The sequence below is a fragment of the Pseudomonas sp. RW10S2 genome (assembly GCF_014268985.1).
GTDB lineage: Bacteria > Pseudomonadota > Gammaproteobacteria > Pseudomonadales > Pseudomonadaceae > Aquipseudomonas > Aquipseudomonas wayambapalatensis.
This window is the reverse complement of sequence record NZ_JABWRO010000111.1, coordinates 1-18699: the sequence shown is the minus strand read 5'-3', so window position 1 is coordinate 18699 and position 18699 is coordinate 1. Positions and strand designations below refer to the sequence as shown.

Genomic DNA, 18699 nt, shown 5'->3' with positions numbered 1-18699 from the left:
CCGACCTGTTCATGTCGGCGCTGGATTCCAAGTCGTCACTCGCCGCCTGGATGTTCGTGGTTGTCGCGGTGATGTTCTCCCACCTGATCATCCTGATGGGCTCGTCGTGGCTCTACGGCACGGCGGTATCGCTGTTCGGCAGGGTGCGCTGGCTCACCCGCCATGTCGCGCTGTGGCTGGTGATTCCGTTGGCGGTGGGCTACGCCGCCTTCATCGTCCTGGGCTTCTTCTACCACCGAATGCTCAGCCCCGGCGTCGCCATGCTGTTGATCTCGGCAGCCACCTTGCTGGCGTTCGCCGCGCTGTTCTTCTCCCGGTCGTTCAGGTCGTTGTTCGTTCTCGCGGCGCCGAAGAACAAGGGCAAGGCCGATCGCTGGTTTCTCGGGATCTTTCTTTCGTTCACCCTGGTGTTCGCCGTCATCGCCAGTTCGTTGTCGATGCTGTTGATCATCGACACCTACGTCGGGCGGGATAACGAGGCGGCGGTGTCGTTCGTGGCAGGCTTTTCACTGTTCACGCTGCTGATGAGCCTGCTGCCTTCGATGCTGTACTTCGTGTTCAAAGGCGATATCTACCGCAAAGTCGCCGCAGGCATCGGCGGCGCCTTGCTGTTCTTCGTGATCTTTCTAACCACCGCCAAGGGCGCGATGTCGAGCATCACCTATTCGGTGGCCGGCAGCCTGGAAGTACGCCAGGGTTTCTCCCAGCGCTACGTGCTCGATCGCCAGGTGACACTGGCCGATATCGATCCGCTGCTCTGGCACAGCCGTCTGCGTCACGATGGCAAGGTGCAGGTCAGGGCCTACCAGCTGTTCGCCTTCGGTGACCTGCTGTTGCTGTGCCCACACAGCCTGCTTGGGGCCAAGCTCCACCAACTACCTGACTACACCCGCCTGTGCATCTTCACCCGCAGCAGCCAGGTGGAGCGCTTGCCGCCGCTGCTGTTGCCAATCGTGCAGCGCGAGCCGCAACGGGCGCAGTGGCAAGAGGCGGCGGACCGGCGAATGGGCTGGCAGCAAATACGTGGGCAAATGCTGCAGGACAAGCGCTAGGCATGCGGCCTTTATCGGCCTGTCGCCTGTTCACTCGTAGCTTCGCCAGTGCTCTGAGTCATCACCTCCAGCTGCGCAGGCTGGCTGGCGACGTTGCGGTTGGCCACCCCGAACGGCACATGAACCATCGGCAGGTTGCCCGCCGCCGAGCTCAGGTGGCTGCGCTGGTCATCGAAGAACATGTGCGGCTTGAGAATGGACAGCACGCGGCCCTTCTCCATCCCGCCCAGAAAGAACGATTCATCTGGCGAAACGCCCCAGTTTTTCAAGGTGGTCACCACGCGCTCATGGGACGGTGCGTTGCGCGCGGTAACGATGGCAATGCGCAGGATGCGCTTGTAGTCAGGGTCTTGCGCAAGCTTCTGGTCTTCCAGGGTGCGGATGTGCGAGAGCTTGCGGTACAGGTCTGCCAGCGGTCCCGGCTGATGCGGGATAGCCTTGCGGGCGAACTCGTGGGCCTGGAAGTCGTGGAGGTTGTTGTGCTGCTTGTAGACCGTCTCGGCTTCGTCGTCGGCGATCACGCCGTCGAAGTCGAAGGCTACGCGCAGTTCGGTGTCGATCTCGTCGTCGTAGATGCGTGTGGGCAGCACCAGGCCGGCCGGATAGTCGGCGTCGATGGCGCGCTGCACGTCTTCTTCGTTGGCGCTGAGAAACAGCGACGCGTTGAACGCCGGGATGTATTCGTAGGGCGAGCGGCCCGACATGAATGCCGCGCGGGTGATGTCCAGACCGTAATGCGTGATCGAGCGAAAGACCCGCAGCCCGGTTTCGGGCGAGTTGCGCGACAGCAGCACCACTTCCACCGGCAGTTGCCCGGGGAAGGCCTTGTTGATGCTCAGGAAACGGCGGATGAACGGGAAGGCCACGCCCCGGGGGAACGGATTGTCGAGGTTCGCTTCATGATGCTGGCGATAGGCTTCGACGCCTTCGCTTTGATAGATGTCGTCGGATTCAGCGAGGTCGAACAGCGCACTGGAGGCAACGCCGACGACAAGTTTCTGTTCGATGGGGTAGGGCATGGAGAAGTCCTGAACCGAGAGGTATCACCGAGACCTGGCGCGGTGCGGCCATGATTGTACTGCCAAGGAAGGATAGCCGTGATGCTCAAGGTGTTCGTCGGCACAAAGCGCTGGAAATCCCCGGCGTGCTGGCGCAAGTCCGCCACCCAAAGGTGCACGCGTGCGTCAAAATGAGATATAAAGCCCACAAAATTTTCCAGAAATCAATAAATTATGTGCACATAGCACATGAGCGGATATCGCTATAGCCCAACTCCCAGCCTGATCATCGTCTACCCTGAATCCGGCCCAGTTATTGCTCCGCCAGCGCCAACCCCCTAACACTGGAACACTATAAAAATGAGCTCACCCGGCGAATTCCCCCTGACCGAAGCCCCCCAGCACGCCCGCAAGGGCCTGCTGCCGATTGCCATGGTCCTGTTCAGCTTCACCTTCTTCACCGGCACCATGTTCGCTGGCGGCAAGCTGGGCATGGCCTTCAATTTCGTCGACATGCTGTGGATCGCCACCATCGGCAACACCTTGCTGGCGATCTATGCGGCAACGCTGGCTTTCATCGCCTCGCGCAGTGGCCTCAACACGGTGCTGATGGGGCGTTTCTGTTTTGGTGAGTCGGGCAGTCGGCTCTCCGATTTCCTGCTGGGCTTCGCGGAACTGGGCTGGTACGCCTGGGGCACGGCGACGGTGGCGATCGTGCTGGTCAAGCTGCTGGGGCTGTCCGAAGGCCTGACCATCCCCCTGATGGTGTTGTTCGGGCTGGGTTTCAGCATCACCGCGATCATTGGCTTCAAGGGGCTGGACTGGCTGTCGCGGCTGTCGGTACCGCTGATGTTCGTGCTGCTGGTGATTTCGATGGTCATCGCCACCCGCTATGTGGGTGGCTTCGAAGGGCTGATGGCCGTGGTGCCGCACGAGACGATGAGCTTCTCGGCAGCGGTGACCATGGTCTTCGGCACTTTCGCCAGCGGCGCGACCCAGGCCACCAATTGGACCCGCCTGTCGCGCAGTGGCCGGGTGGCGGTCACGGCCAGCGTGGTGGCGTTCCTGGTGGGCAACGGCCTGATGGTAGTGGCAGGCGCCTGGTGCGCGATGGTCTACCAGCAGGCCGACATCGTCGAAGTGATGATGCTGCAGGGCCTGTCGTTCGCGGCGGTGGTGATGCTGTGCCTGAACCTCTGGACCATTCAGGGCCCGACCATCTACAACGTGGCCGCGGCGACCTGCCACCTGGTGCGCAGCGAGCGTCGTCGTACTGCGACGCTGGTGGCGGCCGGCGTGGGCATCGTGCTGGCGATCGGTGGCATGTATGAATGGCTGATCCCGTTCCTGGTGCTGCTGGGCTCGATCATTCCGCCGGTCGGCGGGGTGATCATGGCCGACTTCTGGTACCGCCACCGTGGCAAATACCCGACCCTGGCTTCGGTCAGCCTGCCACGCTACAACCGCGCCGGTCTGTTCGCCTACGCAGTGGGGGCGGTGCTGGCCTACAGTTCGCCGTGGGTCGCCCCGCTGGTGGGTATCGGTGCTTCGGCGCTGTGCTACATCGTCCTGCTTGAAGTCGGTGCGCGCGTGCGCCCCGTGGCACAGGCCAAGCCGTGAGCCTGGCACTCGATGAGTTGCTGGGGCTGCCCGGTCTCGAAGAGATGACCGTGCGAGCCGGTGCACGCAACCTGCAGCGGCGGGTGCGCTGGCCGTATGTGGCGGAGAACGAAGGCATTGCCGAATGGGTGATGGGTGGCGAGCTGGTGTTCGTCACCGGTATCAACCATCCGCGTGGCGAGGCCAACCTGCTGAGCCTGGTGGAGGATGGCGACGCTGTCGGTATTGCCGGCCTGGTGATCCTCACCGGCGGCAGCTTCATCCAGCATATTCCGGCGGCGGTGGTCGAGCGTGCCGAGCAACTGGGGCTGCCGCTGATCGAGCAGCCCTACGCCTTGAAGATGGTGGTGGTCACCCACCTGATCGGCACGGCGCTGGTGCAGATGGGGCAGGTGCGGCGCTCGCGTGACGACATCCTCGGCCAGCTGTTGACCGGCGACTACCCGAGCCTGGCCATTGCCCGCCAGCGGGCTGCACACCTGCAACTGGCGCTGGACGAGCCCCGCCGTGTGGTCGCGCTGCGACTCTCGGCAGTCGATGGCCTGTTCGAGCGGCATCGACCGGAGCAGGCCGAGCGCCTGTGGCAGAACACTCGTCAGGCGCTCGAAGAACAACTGGAGGCCTGGTGCCGCACGGTCGCCGGGGCGGTCATGGCGCAATTGCCGGGTGACCTCTTCGTGCTGCTGTTGGCCGACGCCCCAGATTTGCGCCCAGCGCTCGCAGCCTTGTATCGGCAACTGGCCGAGGTGACCGGCGAGATGGCGCTGTTCATGGGCCTGTCGTGCCTGGCCGAAGACTGCGCCCACTACCGCCAGGCCCTGGGAGAAGCGCGCCAGGCCCTCGAAGTGGCGCAGAACATGCGCCCGGCAACCGGCCTGTGCGATTTCAGCGAGCTGGGGGTTTTGCGCCTGTTGCAGGGGATTACCGACCGTTCGCTGATCGACAACTTCGTTGCCCAGACCCTCGGCCCGCTGATCGAGACCGGACGCAAGCATCCCTACGCTCTGGTGCACACCCTCGATGTGCTGCTCAAGGAAAACGGCAACGGCGCCCAGGCCGCGCAACGCCTGGGGGTGCACCGCAACACCATCATCCAGCGTATTCAACGCATCGAGCAGTTGAGCGGACAGTCGCTCGATGACACGCTTTTCCGCATGAACGCTTCCGTCGCGCTGCTGATCTGGCGCATGAGCGAAAGCCAAGGCAAGGAGTAACCCCATGAACATCATCAACGCCCGCCTGCGTGGCAAGACCGGCCTGTTCCGGATCGAGCTCGATGGCGATCGCATTGCCGCCATCGAACCCCAGGATGCGGCCGTCGCACTGGGCAACGCCGAGGACATCGACGCGGCGCAGAACCTGGTGATCCCGCCCTTCATCGAACCGCATATCCACCTCGATGCCACTCTGACTGCCGGCGAGCCGCGCTGGAACATGAGCGGCACGCTGTTCGAGGGGATCGAGTGCTGGGCCGAGCGCAAGGCCATTACCACCCACGAGGACATCAAGGCCCGTGCCAAGAAAACCATCGGCGCCTTGGTCGATCACGGCATCCAGCACGTGCGCACCCACGTCGATGTCACCGACCCGACGCTGGTCGCGCTCAAGGCGATGGTCGAGGTGCGTGAAGAGGTCCGCCACCTGGTCGACCTGCAGATCGTCGCCTTCCCTCAGGAGGGGATCGAATCGTACGCCAACGGTCGCGCCCTGATGACAGAAGCCGTCGCTCTGGGCGCCGATGTGGTCGGTGGCATCCCTCACTTCGAGAACACCCGTGACCAGGGCGTGTCGTCGGTGAAGTTCCTGATGGACCTGGCCGAACGTACCGGCTGCCTGGTGGACGTGCACTGCGACGAGACTGACGACCCGCAGTCGCGTTTCCTCGAAGTGCTGGCCGAAGAGGCGCGGGTGCGCAACATGGGCGAGCGCGTTACCGCCAGCCACACCGTGGCCATGGGCTCCTACGACAACGCCTACTGCTACAAGCTGTTCCGCCTGCTGAAGATGTCGGGTATCAACTTCGTGTCGTGCCCGACCGAGAGCATCCACCTGCAGGGGCGGTTCGACAGTTTCCCCAAACGTCGCGGCGTGACCCGGGTGGCAGAGCTCGATCGTGCAGGCATGAACGTGTGCTTCGGCCAGGACTCGATCGTCGATCCGTGGTACCCGCTGGGTAACGGCAACATCCTGCGCATTCTCGAAGCGGGCCTGCACATCTGCCACATGCTCGGCTATGAAGACTTGCAGCGGGCGCTGGACCTGATCACCGACAACAGCGCGCGTACCCTGAACCTGGGCGAGCGCTACGGCATTGAAGTGGGGCGCCCGGCGAATCTGCTGGTGCTGTCGGCGCCGGATGACTACGAGATGATTCGCAGCCAGGGCCATGCGCTGGTTTCGGTACGGGGCGGCAAGGTGTTGATGCGCCGTACCCCGGCACAGATCGAGCGATTCGCCTGAAGCGCTGCGTGGGGGCAACGGTTTGTTTGCCCCCACACATCACTGTTCACCCACCGCCTGCGGCAGGTGCCCGAGCGGCAGGCCAGTCTGCTCCTTCACCGTGGTGATCGCAAAGTTGCTGCGGATATCCGTCACCCCCGGCACCTTGAGCAGCGCCTCCATCAGGAACCGCTCATAGGCCCGCAGATCCGGCACCACCACCTGCAACAGAAAATCCGACTCCCCCGACACCAGGTGGCACGACACCACTTCGCTCAACGCCGAGACCGCCTGGCGAAAGGCGACGGAAGATGCTTCGGTGTGCCGCTCCACCTTCACGCCAACGCATACCGTCAACCCCAGCCCCACGCCATCGCGGTCGATCTGTGCCTGATAGCCACGAATGATTCCGGCCTCCTCCAGCAGACGTACGCGGCGCAGGCAAGGGGAGGGCGACAGGCCGACTTCCTCGGCCAATTGCACGTTGGTCAGGCGTCCGTCGCGCTGCGTTGTTCTGCTCGTGTCGATGCTGGCGGTGACCATGCTCACCTATCTGGGCACCGGTGTGGTGACGTTGGCGATGCTGCCCTGGTTCGGCGTGGTGGTCCTGGCCATGCTGATCCCCACGGTACTGGGCGCGCGGGTCTACCTGGGTATCAGCGAGGCGGCGTTTCGCCGGCTGGTGCTGGGGCTGCTGACCTTGTCGGGGATAGCCATGCTGGTGGCGTCGGTGCCGGTGTTGCTGGGGCGCTGAACGCTTGCCTATGGGCGCTTTACTTGGCACGCTTGGCCCCGGTCTTCAACCGCACACGCCGCGATACAAGGAACCGCCAAGGTGAGTTGGGAAAAAGTCGGGAAAGCCCTTGCGGGCCTGCTGGTCATCGTCGTCGCTGTCGTCGTGTTGTATGCGTCGCTCAAGGATGATCGAGGCCTGAAGGCCTACGTCGCCTACGAGGCCCTGACCTATCCCAGCCAGTTCAACGAGCGCATCGGCCAGGCCCGTGAGCAACTCAAGTACGAACGCCTGTTCGCCGGTGTCGAGGCGCTGGCCAAGGGGGCGTTGAGCCGTGACCAGGTCGAGGCCTTGGTGGCCCAGGCGCAGACGCCCTACATGCAGTTGTTCGCCAAGCCCTTCGAGGCGGGGCTGGTGGACCATCGCACCGGGCTGTTCATCACCTTGCGCAACACCCGCGACACGCCGCTCAAGCAAGTGCATATCCGCCTGCCGGCCAAAGGCCTGGTACAGGTGCGCGATGACGCCGGGGACGACAGCATTCCCGAGAACGCCACCAACATCATCGAAATCCCGTCCATCGAGGCCGGCGGGGTGTGCCGGGTGTGGGTGTACTTCGATGCCGACTTCCCGCAGATCACCCAGGGCGGCATCAGCATCGTGCATGCCGAGGGCCCGGCGGATATCCAGGTGATACGCCAGGTCAGCGGTTTCCAGGCGCTTATGGCCCGTTATGGGCAAGTGCTGATCGGCCTTGTAGTGGCGCTGGGCACCCTGGTGCTGGGGCTGACCTGGCTCATCCTGCGTCAGCGCCGTCGTTTGCGCCGGCTGCGCAACTGCTGATATCGGGGAGTGCCTCGTCCACCAGTTCGATCCAGTGCCGCACCGGCGTTCGCCCGGCACTGTCGAGGTGTGACTGACAACCGATGTTGGCGGTGACGATCACCTCGGGATTACCGCTTTCCAGCGCATTCAGGCGGTTGTCGCGCAGCTGCTGCGCCAATGCGGGTTGGGTCAGTGAATAGGTGCCCGCCGAGCCGCAGCACAGATGGCCGTCGGGCACCGGGGTCAGGTTGAACCCCAGGCGTTCGAGCACTCCCTCCACGGCTCCCCCGAGCTTCTGTGCATGCTGCAACGTGCATGGGCAATGGACGGCCAGACGCTGCTCGGCTTTGATATCCAGGTGCTCCAGCGGCGCATCGCGCAAGACCTCCACCAGGTCGCATGCCAGTGCGCTGACCCGCGCGGCCTTGGCAGCGTAGGCCGGGTCCGTCGCCAGCAGGTGCCCGTAGTCGCGCACGAAGGCGCCGCAGCCGCTGGCGGTCTGAACGATCGCTTCTGCGCCGTTCTCGAGGGCCGGCCACCAGGCGTCGATGTTACGCCGAGCGCGGTCAAGGCCGACGGCCTGCGCGTCGAGGTGGTAGTCCACGGCGCCACAACATCCCGCTTCACGGGCTGCGATCACCGAAATCCCCAGGCGATCCAGCACCCGCGCGGCTGCCGCGTTGGTGTTGGGCGACAGTGCCGGTTGCACGCACCCTTCTAGCATCAGCACCCGACGTGCATGTTGTACGACGGGACGTGGTTTGGGGGCACGCGCCTGGCGCGGCAGCTTGGCCTGCATCGGCTTGGGCAACAGTGGCCGAAAAGCCCTGGCTGCGCGGGTCAGGGCCTTGAACAACGCAGGCCTTGGGACGAACAGGCGCAATCCTTGGCGTGCCAGACGCTCGCCCAGAGACCGCTGCACCTGCGCGTCGACCACGGCACGACCGATGTCCAGAAGGTTGTGATAGTCCACCCCGGAAGGGCAGGTGGTTTCGCAGTTGCGGCAGCTCAGGCAGCGGTCCAGGTGGGTCTGGGTGCTGGCTGTGGCCGGTTGGCCCTCGAGTAGCAGCTTGATCTGGTAGATGCGCCCACGCGGCCCGTCCAGCTCATCGCCCAGCAACTGATAGGTCGGACAGGTGGCAGTGCAGAAGCCACAGTGCACGCAACTGCGCAGGATACGCTCGGCCTCATCGGCCCTTGGCAGGCGCTTGGCCTGTTCGCTCAGGTTGGTCTGCATGTTTGGCCCTCACAGGTCGGCATACAGGCGACCCGGGTTGAAGATACCGCTCGGGTCGAGCTGCTGCTTGAGGTTGCGCTGGTAACGTAGCAGTGGCTCGGCCAGCGGATGAAAGCTGGCGCTGTGGCAGGCATGCAGGGTGGCATGACCGCCGAGGTGCGCGACCGCCTCACGGATTACTGCGGGCGAAGCGGCGGACTTCAGCCAACGCTGGGCGCCGCCCCAGTCGAGCAACTGTCGGCCGGGCAGGTTGAGCGACGGGCTGTTGTGCGGCAGCGACAGGCGCCACAAGGGCTCGTCACCGGCGAAGAAGGCCAGGCGCTGTTCGCGCAGGTCGTGCCAATAGCGGTTGTCCAGCAGCGTACCGCCCAGGCGCTCGGCGGCAGAGGCCACGGAGCCTTCACCGCCCTCCAGGCGCAGGTGCAGGACTTCGCCGTCATGGCAGGCAGCCGTGATCGGCAGGGCTTGCTGACCCCAGGCCGCCAGTTCATCCAGGGCTTGCCGAAGGCCCATCGTCAGGCACAGGCTCTGGCAGCTGCGCGGTCGCGGCAGGACTTTCAGCGATACCTCGGTCAATACCCCCAGGCAGCCGAAACTGCCGGCCAGCAGGCGCGACAGGTCGTAGCCCGCGACGTTCTTCATCACCTCGCCGCCAAAGCGCAGCAGCTTGCCGTGCCCGGTGATGACGCGGGTGCCCAGCACATGGTCGCGTACCGAGCCCGCCCAAGGCCGGCGCGGCCCTGCCAGCCCGGCGGCGACCATACCGCCCAGTGTGGCGCCGTCGCCCAGGTGCGGTGGTTCGAAGGGCAGCATTTGCCCGGCGCTGTGCAGTGCAGCCTCGATCTCGCGCAGCGGCGTGCCCGCGCGTGCCGTGATCACCAGCTCGGTGGGGTCGTAGCTGACGATGCCGCGATGGCTGCGGGTGTCGAGGGGCCGGCCGTTGACCGGGCGCCCGAGCATCGCCTTGCTGTCGCTGCCCTGGATGCGCAGTGGCGTGCAGTCGACCAGTGCCTGGCGCACCTGCTCCAGCAGGGCCGAGCTGTCGTCGTGATCCTGATCCATCAGAAACGCTCCAGGTCGGGGAAGGGCAACTGGCCGTGGTGCACATGCATCGCGCCGAATTCGGCGCAGCGCTGCAGTGTCGGGATGTTCTTGCCAGGATTGAGCAAACCCAGCGGATCGAAGGCGTGCTTGACCGCATGGAACAGCGTCAGCTCGTCGGCGTTGAATTGCGCGCACATCTGGTTGATCTTCTCGCGCCCGACGCCGTGCTCGCCAGTGATGCTGCCACCCACAGCCACGCACAGTTCCAGGATCTTGCCGCCGAGAGCCTCGGCACGCTCCAGCTCGCCGGGCTGGTTGGCGTCGAACAGGATCAAGGGATGCATGTTGCCGTCGCCGGCATGGAACACGTTGGCCACGCGCAGGCCATGCTCGCGCGACAGCTCGCCGATGCCGTGCAGCACCCCCGGCAGCGCCCGGCGCGGAATAGTGCCGTCCATGCAGTAGTAGTCGGGGGAAATGCGCCCGACCGCAGGAAAGGCGTTCTTGCGCCCGGCCCAGAAGCGCACGCGCTCAGCCTCGTCGCGCGCCAGGCGCACCTCGCTGGCGCCGGCTGTCTTGAGCACGGCCTCGACGCGCAGGCAGTCGTCCTGCACGTCAGCCTCCACGCCGTCGAGTTCGCACAGCAGGATGGCGGCAGCCTCGACCGGGTAGCCTGCGTGGATGAAGTCTTCGGCGGCCTGTAGCGACAGGTTGTCCATCATCTCCAGGCCCGCAGGAATGATGCCTGCGCCGATGATGTCGGCCACCGCACGACCGGCCTTTTCCACGCTGTCGAAACTGGCCAGCAATACCCGCGCCACCTGTGGCTTGGGCAACAGTTTGACGGTGACCTCGGTGACGATGCCCAGCAAGCCTTCGGAGCCGGTGAACAGCGCCAGCAGGTCGAACCCTGGGGCATCCAGGGCATCGCTGCCCAGCGTCAGGTATTCGCCCTCGATGGTGAGGATTTCGACCTTGAGCAGGTTGTGCACGGTCAGGCCGTACTTCAGGCAATGCACGCCCCCTGCGTTTTCCGCGACATTGCCGCCGATCGAGCAGGCGATCTGCGAGGACGGATCTGGGGCGTAGTACAGTCCGTGCGGTGCTGCGGCCTGGGAGATGGCCAGGTTGCGCACGCCAGGCTGAACCCGGGCGAAGCGGCCTGCGGGATTGATCTCAAGGATGCGGTTGAAGCGTGCCATCACCAGCAGGATGCCCTGTTCCAGCGGCAGGGCGCCGCCCGAAAGGCCGGTCCCGGCGCCCCGGGCCACCACCGGCACCTGGTGCGCGTGGCAGATCTTCAGCAGCGCCTGGACCTGTTCCAGGCGTTGGGGCAGCACCACCAGCAGTGGCACCACGCGGTAGGCGCTGAGGCCGTCGCACTCGTAGGGGCGCAGGTCTTGTGCGGTGTGCAGGATGTCGAGGTCGGGCAGAGCACTGCGCAGGGTGTCCAGCAGCGCGGCCTTGTCGACCGTGGGCAGGGCGCCGTCCAGGCGCTCGTCGTACAGGATGTTCATGGGGCGGACTACCAGGCACTTGTCGTTGTTGTGCGGGGAAGGATAGCTACCCCTCGGCCTAGTGCACCCTTCAGTGGGCGTTCTGTGTGAGGCGAATGATCTGCCGGGCCAGATACGCACCGGTCAGGATCACCCCGAACAGGCGCAGTGTCTGCATCGCCAGCACCATGCCGACATCGGCGTGGGTTTCCACCGCGATGATCGCCATCGCATCCAGGCCGCCGGGGCTGGTGGCCAGGTACATGGACAGGAAGTCGGTGCCGGCGACCCGCGCCAACAGCCAGGCACAGCCTGCGCAGAGCAGGATCAGCACCACGGCGCCGGCGATCATGGTCGGCAGGCGCTTCCACACATAGCGCACGGTCTGGCGGTCGAAGCGCAGGCCGATGTAGCAGCCGATGGCACCGTAGGCCATGGCCAGCACTTCGCTGGGCAGGCTGACGTGCAGCAGGCCCGTCAGTTGCAGCACTGCGCCAAGCATCAGCGGCATCAGCAGGGCACCGGCGGGCATCTTCGCGCCGACGGCTACGCCCACCAGCACCACGCCCAGGCCGAGCAGCAGGTTGCCCAGTTGCACGCTGTCGGCGGCCACCGGCACCTGGGCCACGTCGCTGGCAACACTGGTGGCGCCGAGCAGATGGCTGACCAGCGAGCCGATCATCACCACGCAAACCACGCGCACGTATTGCATGGTCGCCACCACGCGCCCATCGGCGCCGTTGTCCTCGGCCATCGACACCATCGCCGAGGCCGCGCCGGGTGCGGTGCCCCAGGCCGCCGTGCTGCCGGGGATGTCACCGAAGCGCACGGTACCTAGGCCGACCAGCGCGCTGAGCGCGACGGTGGCGAAGGTGGCGAACAGCATCAGTGGCCAGGCGTCGGCCAGCGAGGCGAGCACCGGCCAGGTCACCGAGTGGGCCACCAGCAGCCCGACACAGCCTTGGCCGAAACGGAACACCTGGCGATGCAGGCTTAGTTGCGCGCCGGATACACCGAAGACGATGGCCACCAGCATGGGGCCGAGAAACAGCCCGGCCGGCACGGTGAGGGCGTGCAGGATCTGCCCGGCGGCGCCGGCACAAAGGATCAGCGCGAGCCATTGCAGGATCAGGGTTGGGGACGGGTTCTTTGCTGCTTGGGGGGGTAGGGTGGGGGGCAAGTCGATCTCCCTTCACGGCGAGAGCCAGAGATGGCTGACAGAGAAAATTATCGACCTGTGGATTGATCAAGTCTATTTTCTACTTTCTATGAATCCATAACTGAAATTCATCGATCATGGACCTACGTGACCTGACCTATTTCGCCACCATCGCCGAACTCGGCCACCTGGGGCGCGCCGCACAGCAACTCAACCGCAGCCAGCCGGCGCTGAGCAAAAGCATCCAGCGCCTTGAAGAATCCCTGGGCGCGCGGCTGTTCCAGCGCGACGGAAGGCGCATCAAGCTGACCGATGCCGGCGCGTTGTTGCTGGCGCGTGGCAAGCAGTTGCAGGTGAACATCGCCGAGACCGAGCGTGAAGTACGCGACTTCGCCAGCGGCTTGGTGGGCAATATCCGCCTGGGCTGCGCGGCGAGCATGGCCGAGCACCTGCTGCCGCAACTGACCGCTTCGCTACTGGAGCGGGCGCCAGAGCTGACCTTGAAGCTGTCGATCGGCCAGGACGACATGCTCAAGGACTTGCTGCGCTCAGGCCGGCTGGACGCGATCATCTGCGGCCTGATCGTCGACGATCCGCAGTTCCGTTCCTACCCCATCCTGCAGGACGAAGCGGTGGTGGTGGCCAGCGCCGATCATCCGGTGTTCTCGGGTGAGGTGCAGTTGAAGGACCTGTGCACCTACCGCTGGGTGCTGGCGGCACCGACGGTGACGGCGCGGCGCTGGATCGACAATGTGTTCAGCAGCCATCAGTTGCCGCTGCCCGAGGTGCAGATCGAGACCAACTCGATTTCGCTGCTGCCCCGGCTGATCGCCAAGACCCGCATGCTGAGCTTTGCCGCGCGCGAGACGCTGGAGCACGGGCATGGCATGGCATGGTTGCGCGAAGTGCCGCTGGAGGCCACCACCATGCGCCGCACAGTTGGGGTGACTGTACGTGCCGAAGGGTATCTGCCGCCGGCGGCGGGGGCGATGGTGGAATTGCTGAGAAATGCCGGAGATGGGTTCTTTCGCGGGGATTGATGGCTGATAGTGCGCCGCAACTCGAGACTTGCGGGGGCTTTTGTGGGCGCGGCGGTTCGGCGCCCCGACTTGCCCGCGATGGGCCGCACTGCGGCCCTGGCGATCTCAGCCTTGAACGTGCTGCTCGACCCCATCCAGCAAGGATTCGACCAGCGCCTTGCAGGCATCGAGCCCATGATCATTGCTCAGCAGCAGATCCCGACAGATGCCGGTGGCCAGTTCCATGGCGGTCTGGTTTGCCGCTGAAGCGCCTTTGAGCAGGGTGGACAAGTGCACCAGCGCGTCTTCGGCCGCGACACCGGCACAGACCGCAAACAGTGCACGATGGCTACCGTCGCAGCTACCGAAATGCGCAGGCGCGGTGGTGGGTGTAGGGGGATCGGGCAAGCCTTTCGTCATTGTGTCGCTCCTTGATTCAATGGAGTCGCCACGCAACGTGACCAAACGAATGGGTGGCGACTGTACGCGGGTTGGTCAACCGGGAATCAAGGAAACCGGCGCGCACGGAGGCGCCCCACGCACAGCCGCCATAGATCGAAACAGCCGGGGGGTATATACCTCCTGCTGAAACGCATAGCGTCGCTAAGTGCGCCTTGATGATTCCAGGTGACCAAACCCGACTGCTGGACTTACAGCAGCGCGCAGAGGTTACCGGTCCGAGGGAAGCGTTTCAAGGCGGGGCCACCTCCAGATACATTTCAGGGTGCTCACTCACATGGGCAACAACCGATCCTGGATCACTTCCTTCATCACCAGCGTCGAGCTCAGCCGTTTCACATTGGGAATGCTGGTCAGCACCTCGTCATACAGCTTCTGGAACGCCGGCAGGTCCTTGGCTACCACATGCAGCAGGTAGTCCGGGTCGCCGAACAGGCGCTGCGCCTCGACGATCTGCGGCACCTCGGTCACCGCTGCTTCAAAGTCGGCCACTGGCTGGCGGGTCACCTCGCGCAGGGTGACGAACACCAGCGCCGCAAAGTTCAGGCCCACCGCCGAAGGCGCCAGGCGTGCGTGGTAACCGAGGATCGCCCCGGACGCTTCCAGCGCCTTGAGCCGGCGATGGCAGGGTGAAAGGCTCAGGCCGACACGATCGGCCAGCTCGGTGACCGACAGGCGACCGTCCTTTTGCAGTTCGGCAAGGATTTTTCGATCAGTGCGATCCATGGGGGAGAATCTTCCAAGGTGTTCAAGGTTGTCGGCAATATACGAAAGATAATCCCCGGGCGGAATCCGTAATCTTCCTTTCAACCAGACCCCTGAAAGGAACACCCGAAATGACCCTCAGTGTATTGGCCGCGTTCTGGGCCGTGTCGTTGCTGTTCGTCATCACCCCCGGCGCCGACTGGGCTTACGCGATCTCGGCAGGCATGCGCGGGCGTTGGGTGATGCCGGCGGTGGCCGGAATGCTGTCGGGGCATTTCATGGCCACCCTGGTGGTGGCGGCCGGGGTCGGCAGCCTGATTGCCGGGCACCCGCTGGCGCTGATGCTGCTGACCCTCGCCGGTTGCCTGTACCTGCTCTGGCTGGGCGGCAACCTGTTGCTCAAGCCGGCGGCGCCACAGGCGGGGCTGGAGCTGGCAGGGGAGACCGGTTCGCGCTGGGCGCTGCGCGGGTTCTGCGTGAGCGGGCTCAACCCGAAGGTGTTCCTGCTGTTCCTGGCCTTGTTGCCGCAATTCACCGACCCGACCTCAAGCTGGCCGTTGCCGCTGCAGATCCTCCTGTTGGGCCTGGTGCACCTGTGCAGTTCGCTGGTGATCTACCTGATGGTGGGCTACGGCGCCAAGGCTGTGCTGGGCACACGGCCGCAGGCAGCGAAGATCGTCGGGCGGGTCTCCGGCGCGGTGATGATCGCGATTGCGCTGGGCTTGATGCTCGGGCAGCTTGGTTGAGCGCAGCACCTTGCACTGACGGGCGTTCCAAGGTCGGCCCCACTGCGGATACACTCTGCGCTCTCTCCGCACGCCAAGGATGCGCCCGATGCCCGAGTCCTCCCACCTGCTGGCCTTTGCCCTGATCGCACTGGGCATGGTCCTGACCCCCGGACCGAACATGGTCTACCTGATTTCCCGTTCGATCTGCCAGGGGCGGATTGCCGGGCTGATTTCCCTGGGGGGTGTCGCCCTGGGCTTCGTGTTCTACATGCTCTGCGCGGCGCTCGGTATCACTGCGTTGGTGATGGCCGTGCCCTATGCCTACGACGCATTGCGCATCGGCGGCGCGCTGTACTTGCTGTACCTGGCCTGGCAGGCGCTCAAGCCCGGAGGACGCTCGCCGTTCCAGGTCCGCGACCTGCCGGCCGACAGCCCGCGGCGGTTGTTCATGATGGGCTTTCTGACCAACCTGCTGAACCCCAAGATCGCGGTCATGTACCTGTCGCTGATGCCGCAGTTCATCGAGCCGGGCCACGGCAGCGTGCTGCTGCAATCGCTGGTACTGGGCTCCACGCAGATCATCATCAGCGTCACGGTCAATGCGATCATCGCCCTGATGGCCGGTTCCATCGCCGTGTTTCTTGCTGGGCGCCCGCTGTGGCAACAGGCACAGCGCTGGTTGATGGGCACGGTATTGGCCGCGCTGGCGGTGCGCATGCTGGCTGAAGGGCGTCGCTGAACGCGCTGATGCACAGGCGGATGGAACATCTGCGCCGCGCGGGTTTCATATCCTCAGATACTCAATACAGTGCCTGGAAACACTGATGGTCTGCATGACATGAAATCACTACAGGACCGTGATACCGAACACGCTCGGCGCCCGGAGCCCGGCTTTCTGATCAACGGCGGCACGGTCGGCTCGCTGCTGCAGAGCCTGGAATGGACCGAATCTCCGCTTGGCGCCCCAGGCAGCTGGTCATCCGGCCTGCAGACGCTGATGGCCACCATCCTCCCGGCCAAGGCTCAGATCGTGCTGTTCTGGGGGCCCGAGTACGTGGCGCTCTACAACGATGCCTACGCCCCGACCATCGGTGCCAAGCACCCGCGTGCACTGGGGCGGCCGGCCCGCGAGCACTGGAGCGAATTGTGGGACGACCTCGAACCGTTGCTGCGCAATGTGCGTGAAACCGGCGAGACCTTCTCGGCGCGCGACCGGCCGTTCTACATCGAGCGCCGGGGCCTGGGCGAGACCGCCTATTTCGATGTCTCCTATTCGGCGGTACGCGAGGCCGATGGTAGCGTGGGTGGGGTGCTGTGCATCGTCACCGAGACCACCGAGCGCGTGCAGTTCGAGCGGCGTCAGTCGTTCCTGCTGGCGTTGGGCCGAGCGCTGCCGGAGATGGACGAACCCGAGGCGATCGAGACCTATGCCACGCGCCTGCTTGGTGAGGAGCTGGGCGCCTCCCGGGTGTTCTTCGCCGAGGACCTGGGCGATGACGAACGCTATGTCGTCGCCCGTGACTGGGTCGATGGGGTGCCGTCGCAAACGGGGGAGCACTTCTGGCGCCAACATGTCGGCTTGTTGCGTGAGCAATTGCAGGCGGGTCATGAGGTGCATGGCGACTACCCGGCTGGCGCCTCCAGGGACCTGTGCGCCAGCCTGAAGGTGCCGCTGCTGCGCGGCGGCGTGCTCGAGGCCATGCTGTGCGTCTACTTCAATCGCCCCCATGTATTCGCCGACGATGAGTGCCGGCTGGTGGAAGAGGCGGCCAAGCAGACCTGGTCGGCGATCATCCACGCCCGCGCCGAGCGGGCATTGCGCGCCAGCTCCGCACACCTGGAGGCCACGCTGGCCGAACTGATGACGCTCAATGCCACGCTGGAGGAACGGGTTGCCAGCATGCTGGCCGAGCGTGAGTCCGATCTCATGCAACTGCATGAGGCGCGCAAGATGGAGGCCGTTGGTCAACTGACCGGCGGCATTGCCCATGATTTCAACAACATGCTCACCCCGATCATCGCCTCGCTGGAGCTGATCGCCCGACGCCCGGACGACGCGGCGCGTTCGACGCGTCTGATCGAAGGCGCGCTGCAGGCGGCGGAGCGGGCACGCAGCCTGGTCGGCCGCCTGCTCAGCTTCGCTCGGCGCCAGACGCTCAAGCCCCAGCCTGTTTCCCTCGCGGCACGGGTCGGTGACATGCACGAATTGATCACGCGTTCGCTGGGGCCGACCATCGAGGTGCAGGTCGATATCGACCCGGCGCTGCCGGCGGCCGTCGTGGACCCGCATCAACTGGAACTGGCGCTGCTCAACCTGGTGATCAACGCGCACGATGCGATGCCGGACGGTGGCAGGCTGAGGATCAGTGCGGGGCTGGACACCGCGCGGGCAGGTCGGCCGGCGGGGCCGGAGCGAGGGGCGATGGTGCGGCTGGAGGTGGCCGATAACGGCTGCGGCATGAGCGATGAGGTGCTGGCACGCTGCTGCGAGCCCTTCTATTCCACCAAGGGCACGGGCAAGGGCACCGGGCTTGGCCTGCCGATGGTGCAGGGGCTTGCGATGCAGTCTGGCGGCGGATTCGCCATTCGTTCGCAGCCGGGGCAAGGCACGACAGCGACACTGTGGCTGCCGATTACCGATGCCGATACGTTGTGTCGGGATGAAACTGCGGATGAAGTGTCCAGGCCGACGCGCCCGGTCAGGGTATTGCTGGTGGACGATGAAGCCATCGTGCTTCAGGCCACGGCAATGCAGTTGCGTGACCTGGGGTATGAAGTGAAAGCGGTCATGAGCGCGGCCGAGGCCGAGCAGGTGCTGGAGCAGGGGTTTGCCGTGGAAGTGCTGGTGACCGACCAGATGATGCCCGAGCGCACCGGCGCCGAGTTCGCCCAGGGGCTGCGGCGGCGTATGCCAGGGCTGCCGGTGTTGATCATCACCGGCTTTGCCAACCTTACGCCCAGTGAGCTCTGTGGTTTCGAGGTGTTGCGCAAGCCGTTCCGGCAGGCGGAGCTGGCGCAGAGCCTGGCGCGGTTACTGCCGCTGGTTTGCGCGCAAGCCGAGCGCTGACGCTGGTTTTTCTGTTTTGCGGGGGCGGGGCGGTTCGGCGCCCCGACTTGCCCGCGAATACGGGCGCAGCCCGTGCCATACAAAGCGGTGCCCTTTTCGCGGGCAAGCCCGCTCCCAC

The 18699-nt window shown here is 65.0% G+C and carries 18 protein-coding genes; 10 read left to right on the top strand and 8 right to left on the bottom strand.

Annotated elements, in window-relative coordinates; all coding sequences use genetic code 11:
- Positions 1–1052, top strand: a 1052-nt coding sequence (locus tag HU729_RS20555; RefSeq protein WP_186711395.1) for a hypothetical protein, incomplete at its 5' end; no start/stop codon positions are given.
- A gap of 11 nt (positions 1053–1063) precedes the next feature.
- Here the strand turns inward: HU729_RS20555 and HU729_RS20550 are convergent.
- Positions 1064–2071, bottom strand: a complete 1008-nt coding sequence (locus HU729_RS20550; protein ID WP_186711394.1) for a 5'-nucleotidase — start codon at positions 2069–2071, stop codon at positions 1064–1066.
- Between the two features lie 339 nt (positions 2072–2410).
- Between HU729_RS20550 and codB the strand changes: the two genes are divergently transcribed.
- From codB to codA, 3 genes are read left to right on the top strand one after another with little or no spacing between them, the layout of a single operon-like run.
- Positions 2411–3670, top strand: coding sequence for a cytosine permease (gene codB / locus HU729_RS20545; RefSeq protein WP_186669125.1), 1260 nt, complete (start codon positions 2411–2413; stop codon positions 3668–3670).
- Positions 3667–4884, top strand: a complete 1218-nt coding sequence (locus tag HU729_RS20540) for a PucR family transcriptional regulator ligand-binding domain-containing protein (RefSeq protein WP_186711393.1) — start codon at positions 3667–3669, stop codon at positions 4882–4884. The genes codB and HU729_RS20540 overlap by 4 nt, the downstream gene beginning before the upstream one ends.
- A 4-nt stretch (positions 4885–4888) precedes the next feature.
- Entirely contained in the window at positions 4889–6130 is a 1242-nt protein-coding gene (codA, locus tag HU729_RS20535) for a cytosine deaminase (RefSeq protein ID WP_186711392.1), read from the top strand.
- 39 nt (positions 6131–6169) lie between these two features.
- On the opposite strand, the gene HU729_RS20530 is transcribed toward codA, so the two are convergent.
- Positions 6170–6652 (bottom strand): Lrp/AsnC family transcriptional regulator, encoded by a 483-nt coding sequence (locus HU729_RS20530; protein ID WP_186711396.1) that lies wholly within the window; start codon positions 6650–6652, stop codon positions 6170–6172.
- On the opposite strand from HU729_RS20530, the gene HU729_RS20525 reads away from it, so the two are divergent.
- Entirely contained in the window at positions 6651–6863 is a 213-nt protein-coding gene (locus HU729_RS20525; protein ID WP_238348409.1) for a hypothetical protein, read from the top strand. The two genes, HU729_RS20530 and HU729_RS20525, sit on opposite strands and share 2 nt — an antisense overlap.
- Positions 6864–6944: 81 nt before the next feature.
- Complete coding sequence (locus HU729_RS20520; protein WP_186711391.1) at positions 6945–7685, top strand: hypothetical protein; 741 nt, start codon at positions 6945–6947, stop codon at positions 7683–7685.
- Here HU729_RS20520 and glcF read toward each other — a convergent pair.
- From glcF to HU729_RS20500, 4 genes are all read right to left on the bottom strand, one after another.
- Positions 7639–8904, bottom strand: a complete 1266-nt coding sequence (glcF, locus tag HU729_RS20515; RefSeq protein WP_186711390.1) for a glycolate oxidase subunit GlcF — start codon at positions 8902–8904, stop codon at positions 7639–7641. The genes HU729_RS20520 and glcF overlap by 47 nt on opposite strands.
- Positions 8905–8913: 9 nt before the next feature.
- Positions 8914–9966: a glycolate oxidase subunit GlcE gene (glcE, locus tag HU729_RS20510; protein WP_186711389.1), complete on the bottom strand. Its 1053-nt coding sequence runs from the start codon at positions 9964–9966 to the stop codon at positions 8914–8916.
- Complete coding sequence (gene glcD / locus HU729_RS20505) at positions 9966–11465, bottom strand: glycolate oxidase subunit GlcD (protein ID WP_186711388.1); 1500 nt, start codon at positions 11463–11465, stop codon at positions 9966–9968. Before glcD ends, glcE begins: the two co-directional genes overlap by 1 nt.
- Before the next feature lie 70 nt (positions 11466–11535).
- Positions 11536–12624 (bottom strand): AbrB family transcriptional regulator, encoded by a 1089-nt coding sequence (locus HU729_RS20500; protein WP_186711387.1) that lies wholly within the window; start codon positions 12622–12624, stop codon positions 11536–11538.
- A gap of 116 nt (positions 12625–12740) precedes the next feature.
- Between HU729_RS20500 and HU729_RS20495 the strand changes: the two genes are divergently transcribed.
- Entirely contained in the window at positions 12741–13643 is a 903-nt protein-coding gene (locus HU729_RS20495) for a LysR substrate-binding domain-containing protein (RefSeq protein WP_186711386.1), read from the top strand.
- Between the two features lie 105 nt (positions 13644–13748).
- On the opposite strand, the gene HU729_RS20490 is transcribed toward HU729_RS20495, so the two are convergent.
- Positions 13749–14042: a DUF3077 domain-containing protein gene (locus HU729_RS20490; RefSeq protein WP_238343359.1), complete on the bottom strand. Its 294-nt coding sequence runs from the start codon at positions 14040–14042 to the stop codon at positions 13749–13751.
- Positions 14043–14354: 312 nt separating this feature from the next.
- Positions 14355–14807 (bottom strand): Lrp/AsnC family transcriptional regulator, encoded by a 453-nt coding sequence (locus HU729_RS20485; protein WP_186711385.1) that lies wholly within the window; start codon positions 14805–14807, stop codon positions 14355–14357.
- Between the two features lie 110 nt (positions 14808–14917).
- On the opposite strand from HU729_RS20485, the gene HU729_RS20480 reads away from it, so the two are divergent.
- The 3 genes from HU729_RS20480 to HU729_RS20470 all read left to right on the top strand — a co-directional run bounded on the left by HU729_RS20480 (position 14918) and on the right by HU729_RS20470 (position 18581).
- Entirely contained in the window at positions 14918–15532 is a 615-nt protein-coding gene (locus tag HU729_RS20480) for a LysE family translocator (RefSeq protein WP_186669137.1), read from the top strand.
- 88 nt (positions 15533–15620) lie between these two features.
- Entirely contained in the window at positions 15621–16253 is a 633-nt protein-coding gene (locus HU729_RS20475) for a LysE family translocator (protein ID WP_186711384.1), read from the top strand.
- A 99-nt stretch (positions 16254–16352) separates the two neighbouring features.
- Complete coding sequence (locus tag HU729_RS20470) at positions 16353–18581, top strand: ATP-binding protein (RefSeq protein WP_186711383.1); 2229 nt, start codon at positions 16353–16355, stop codon at positions 18579–18581.
- Positions 18582–18699 lie beyond the last annotated feature (118 nt).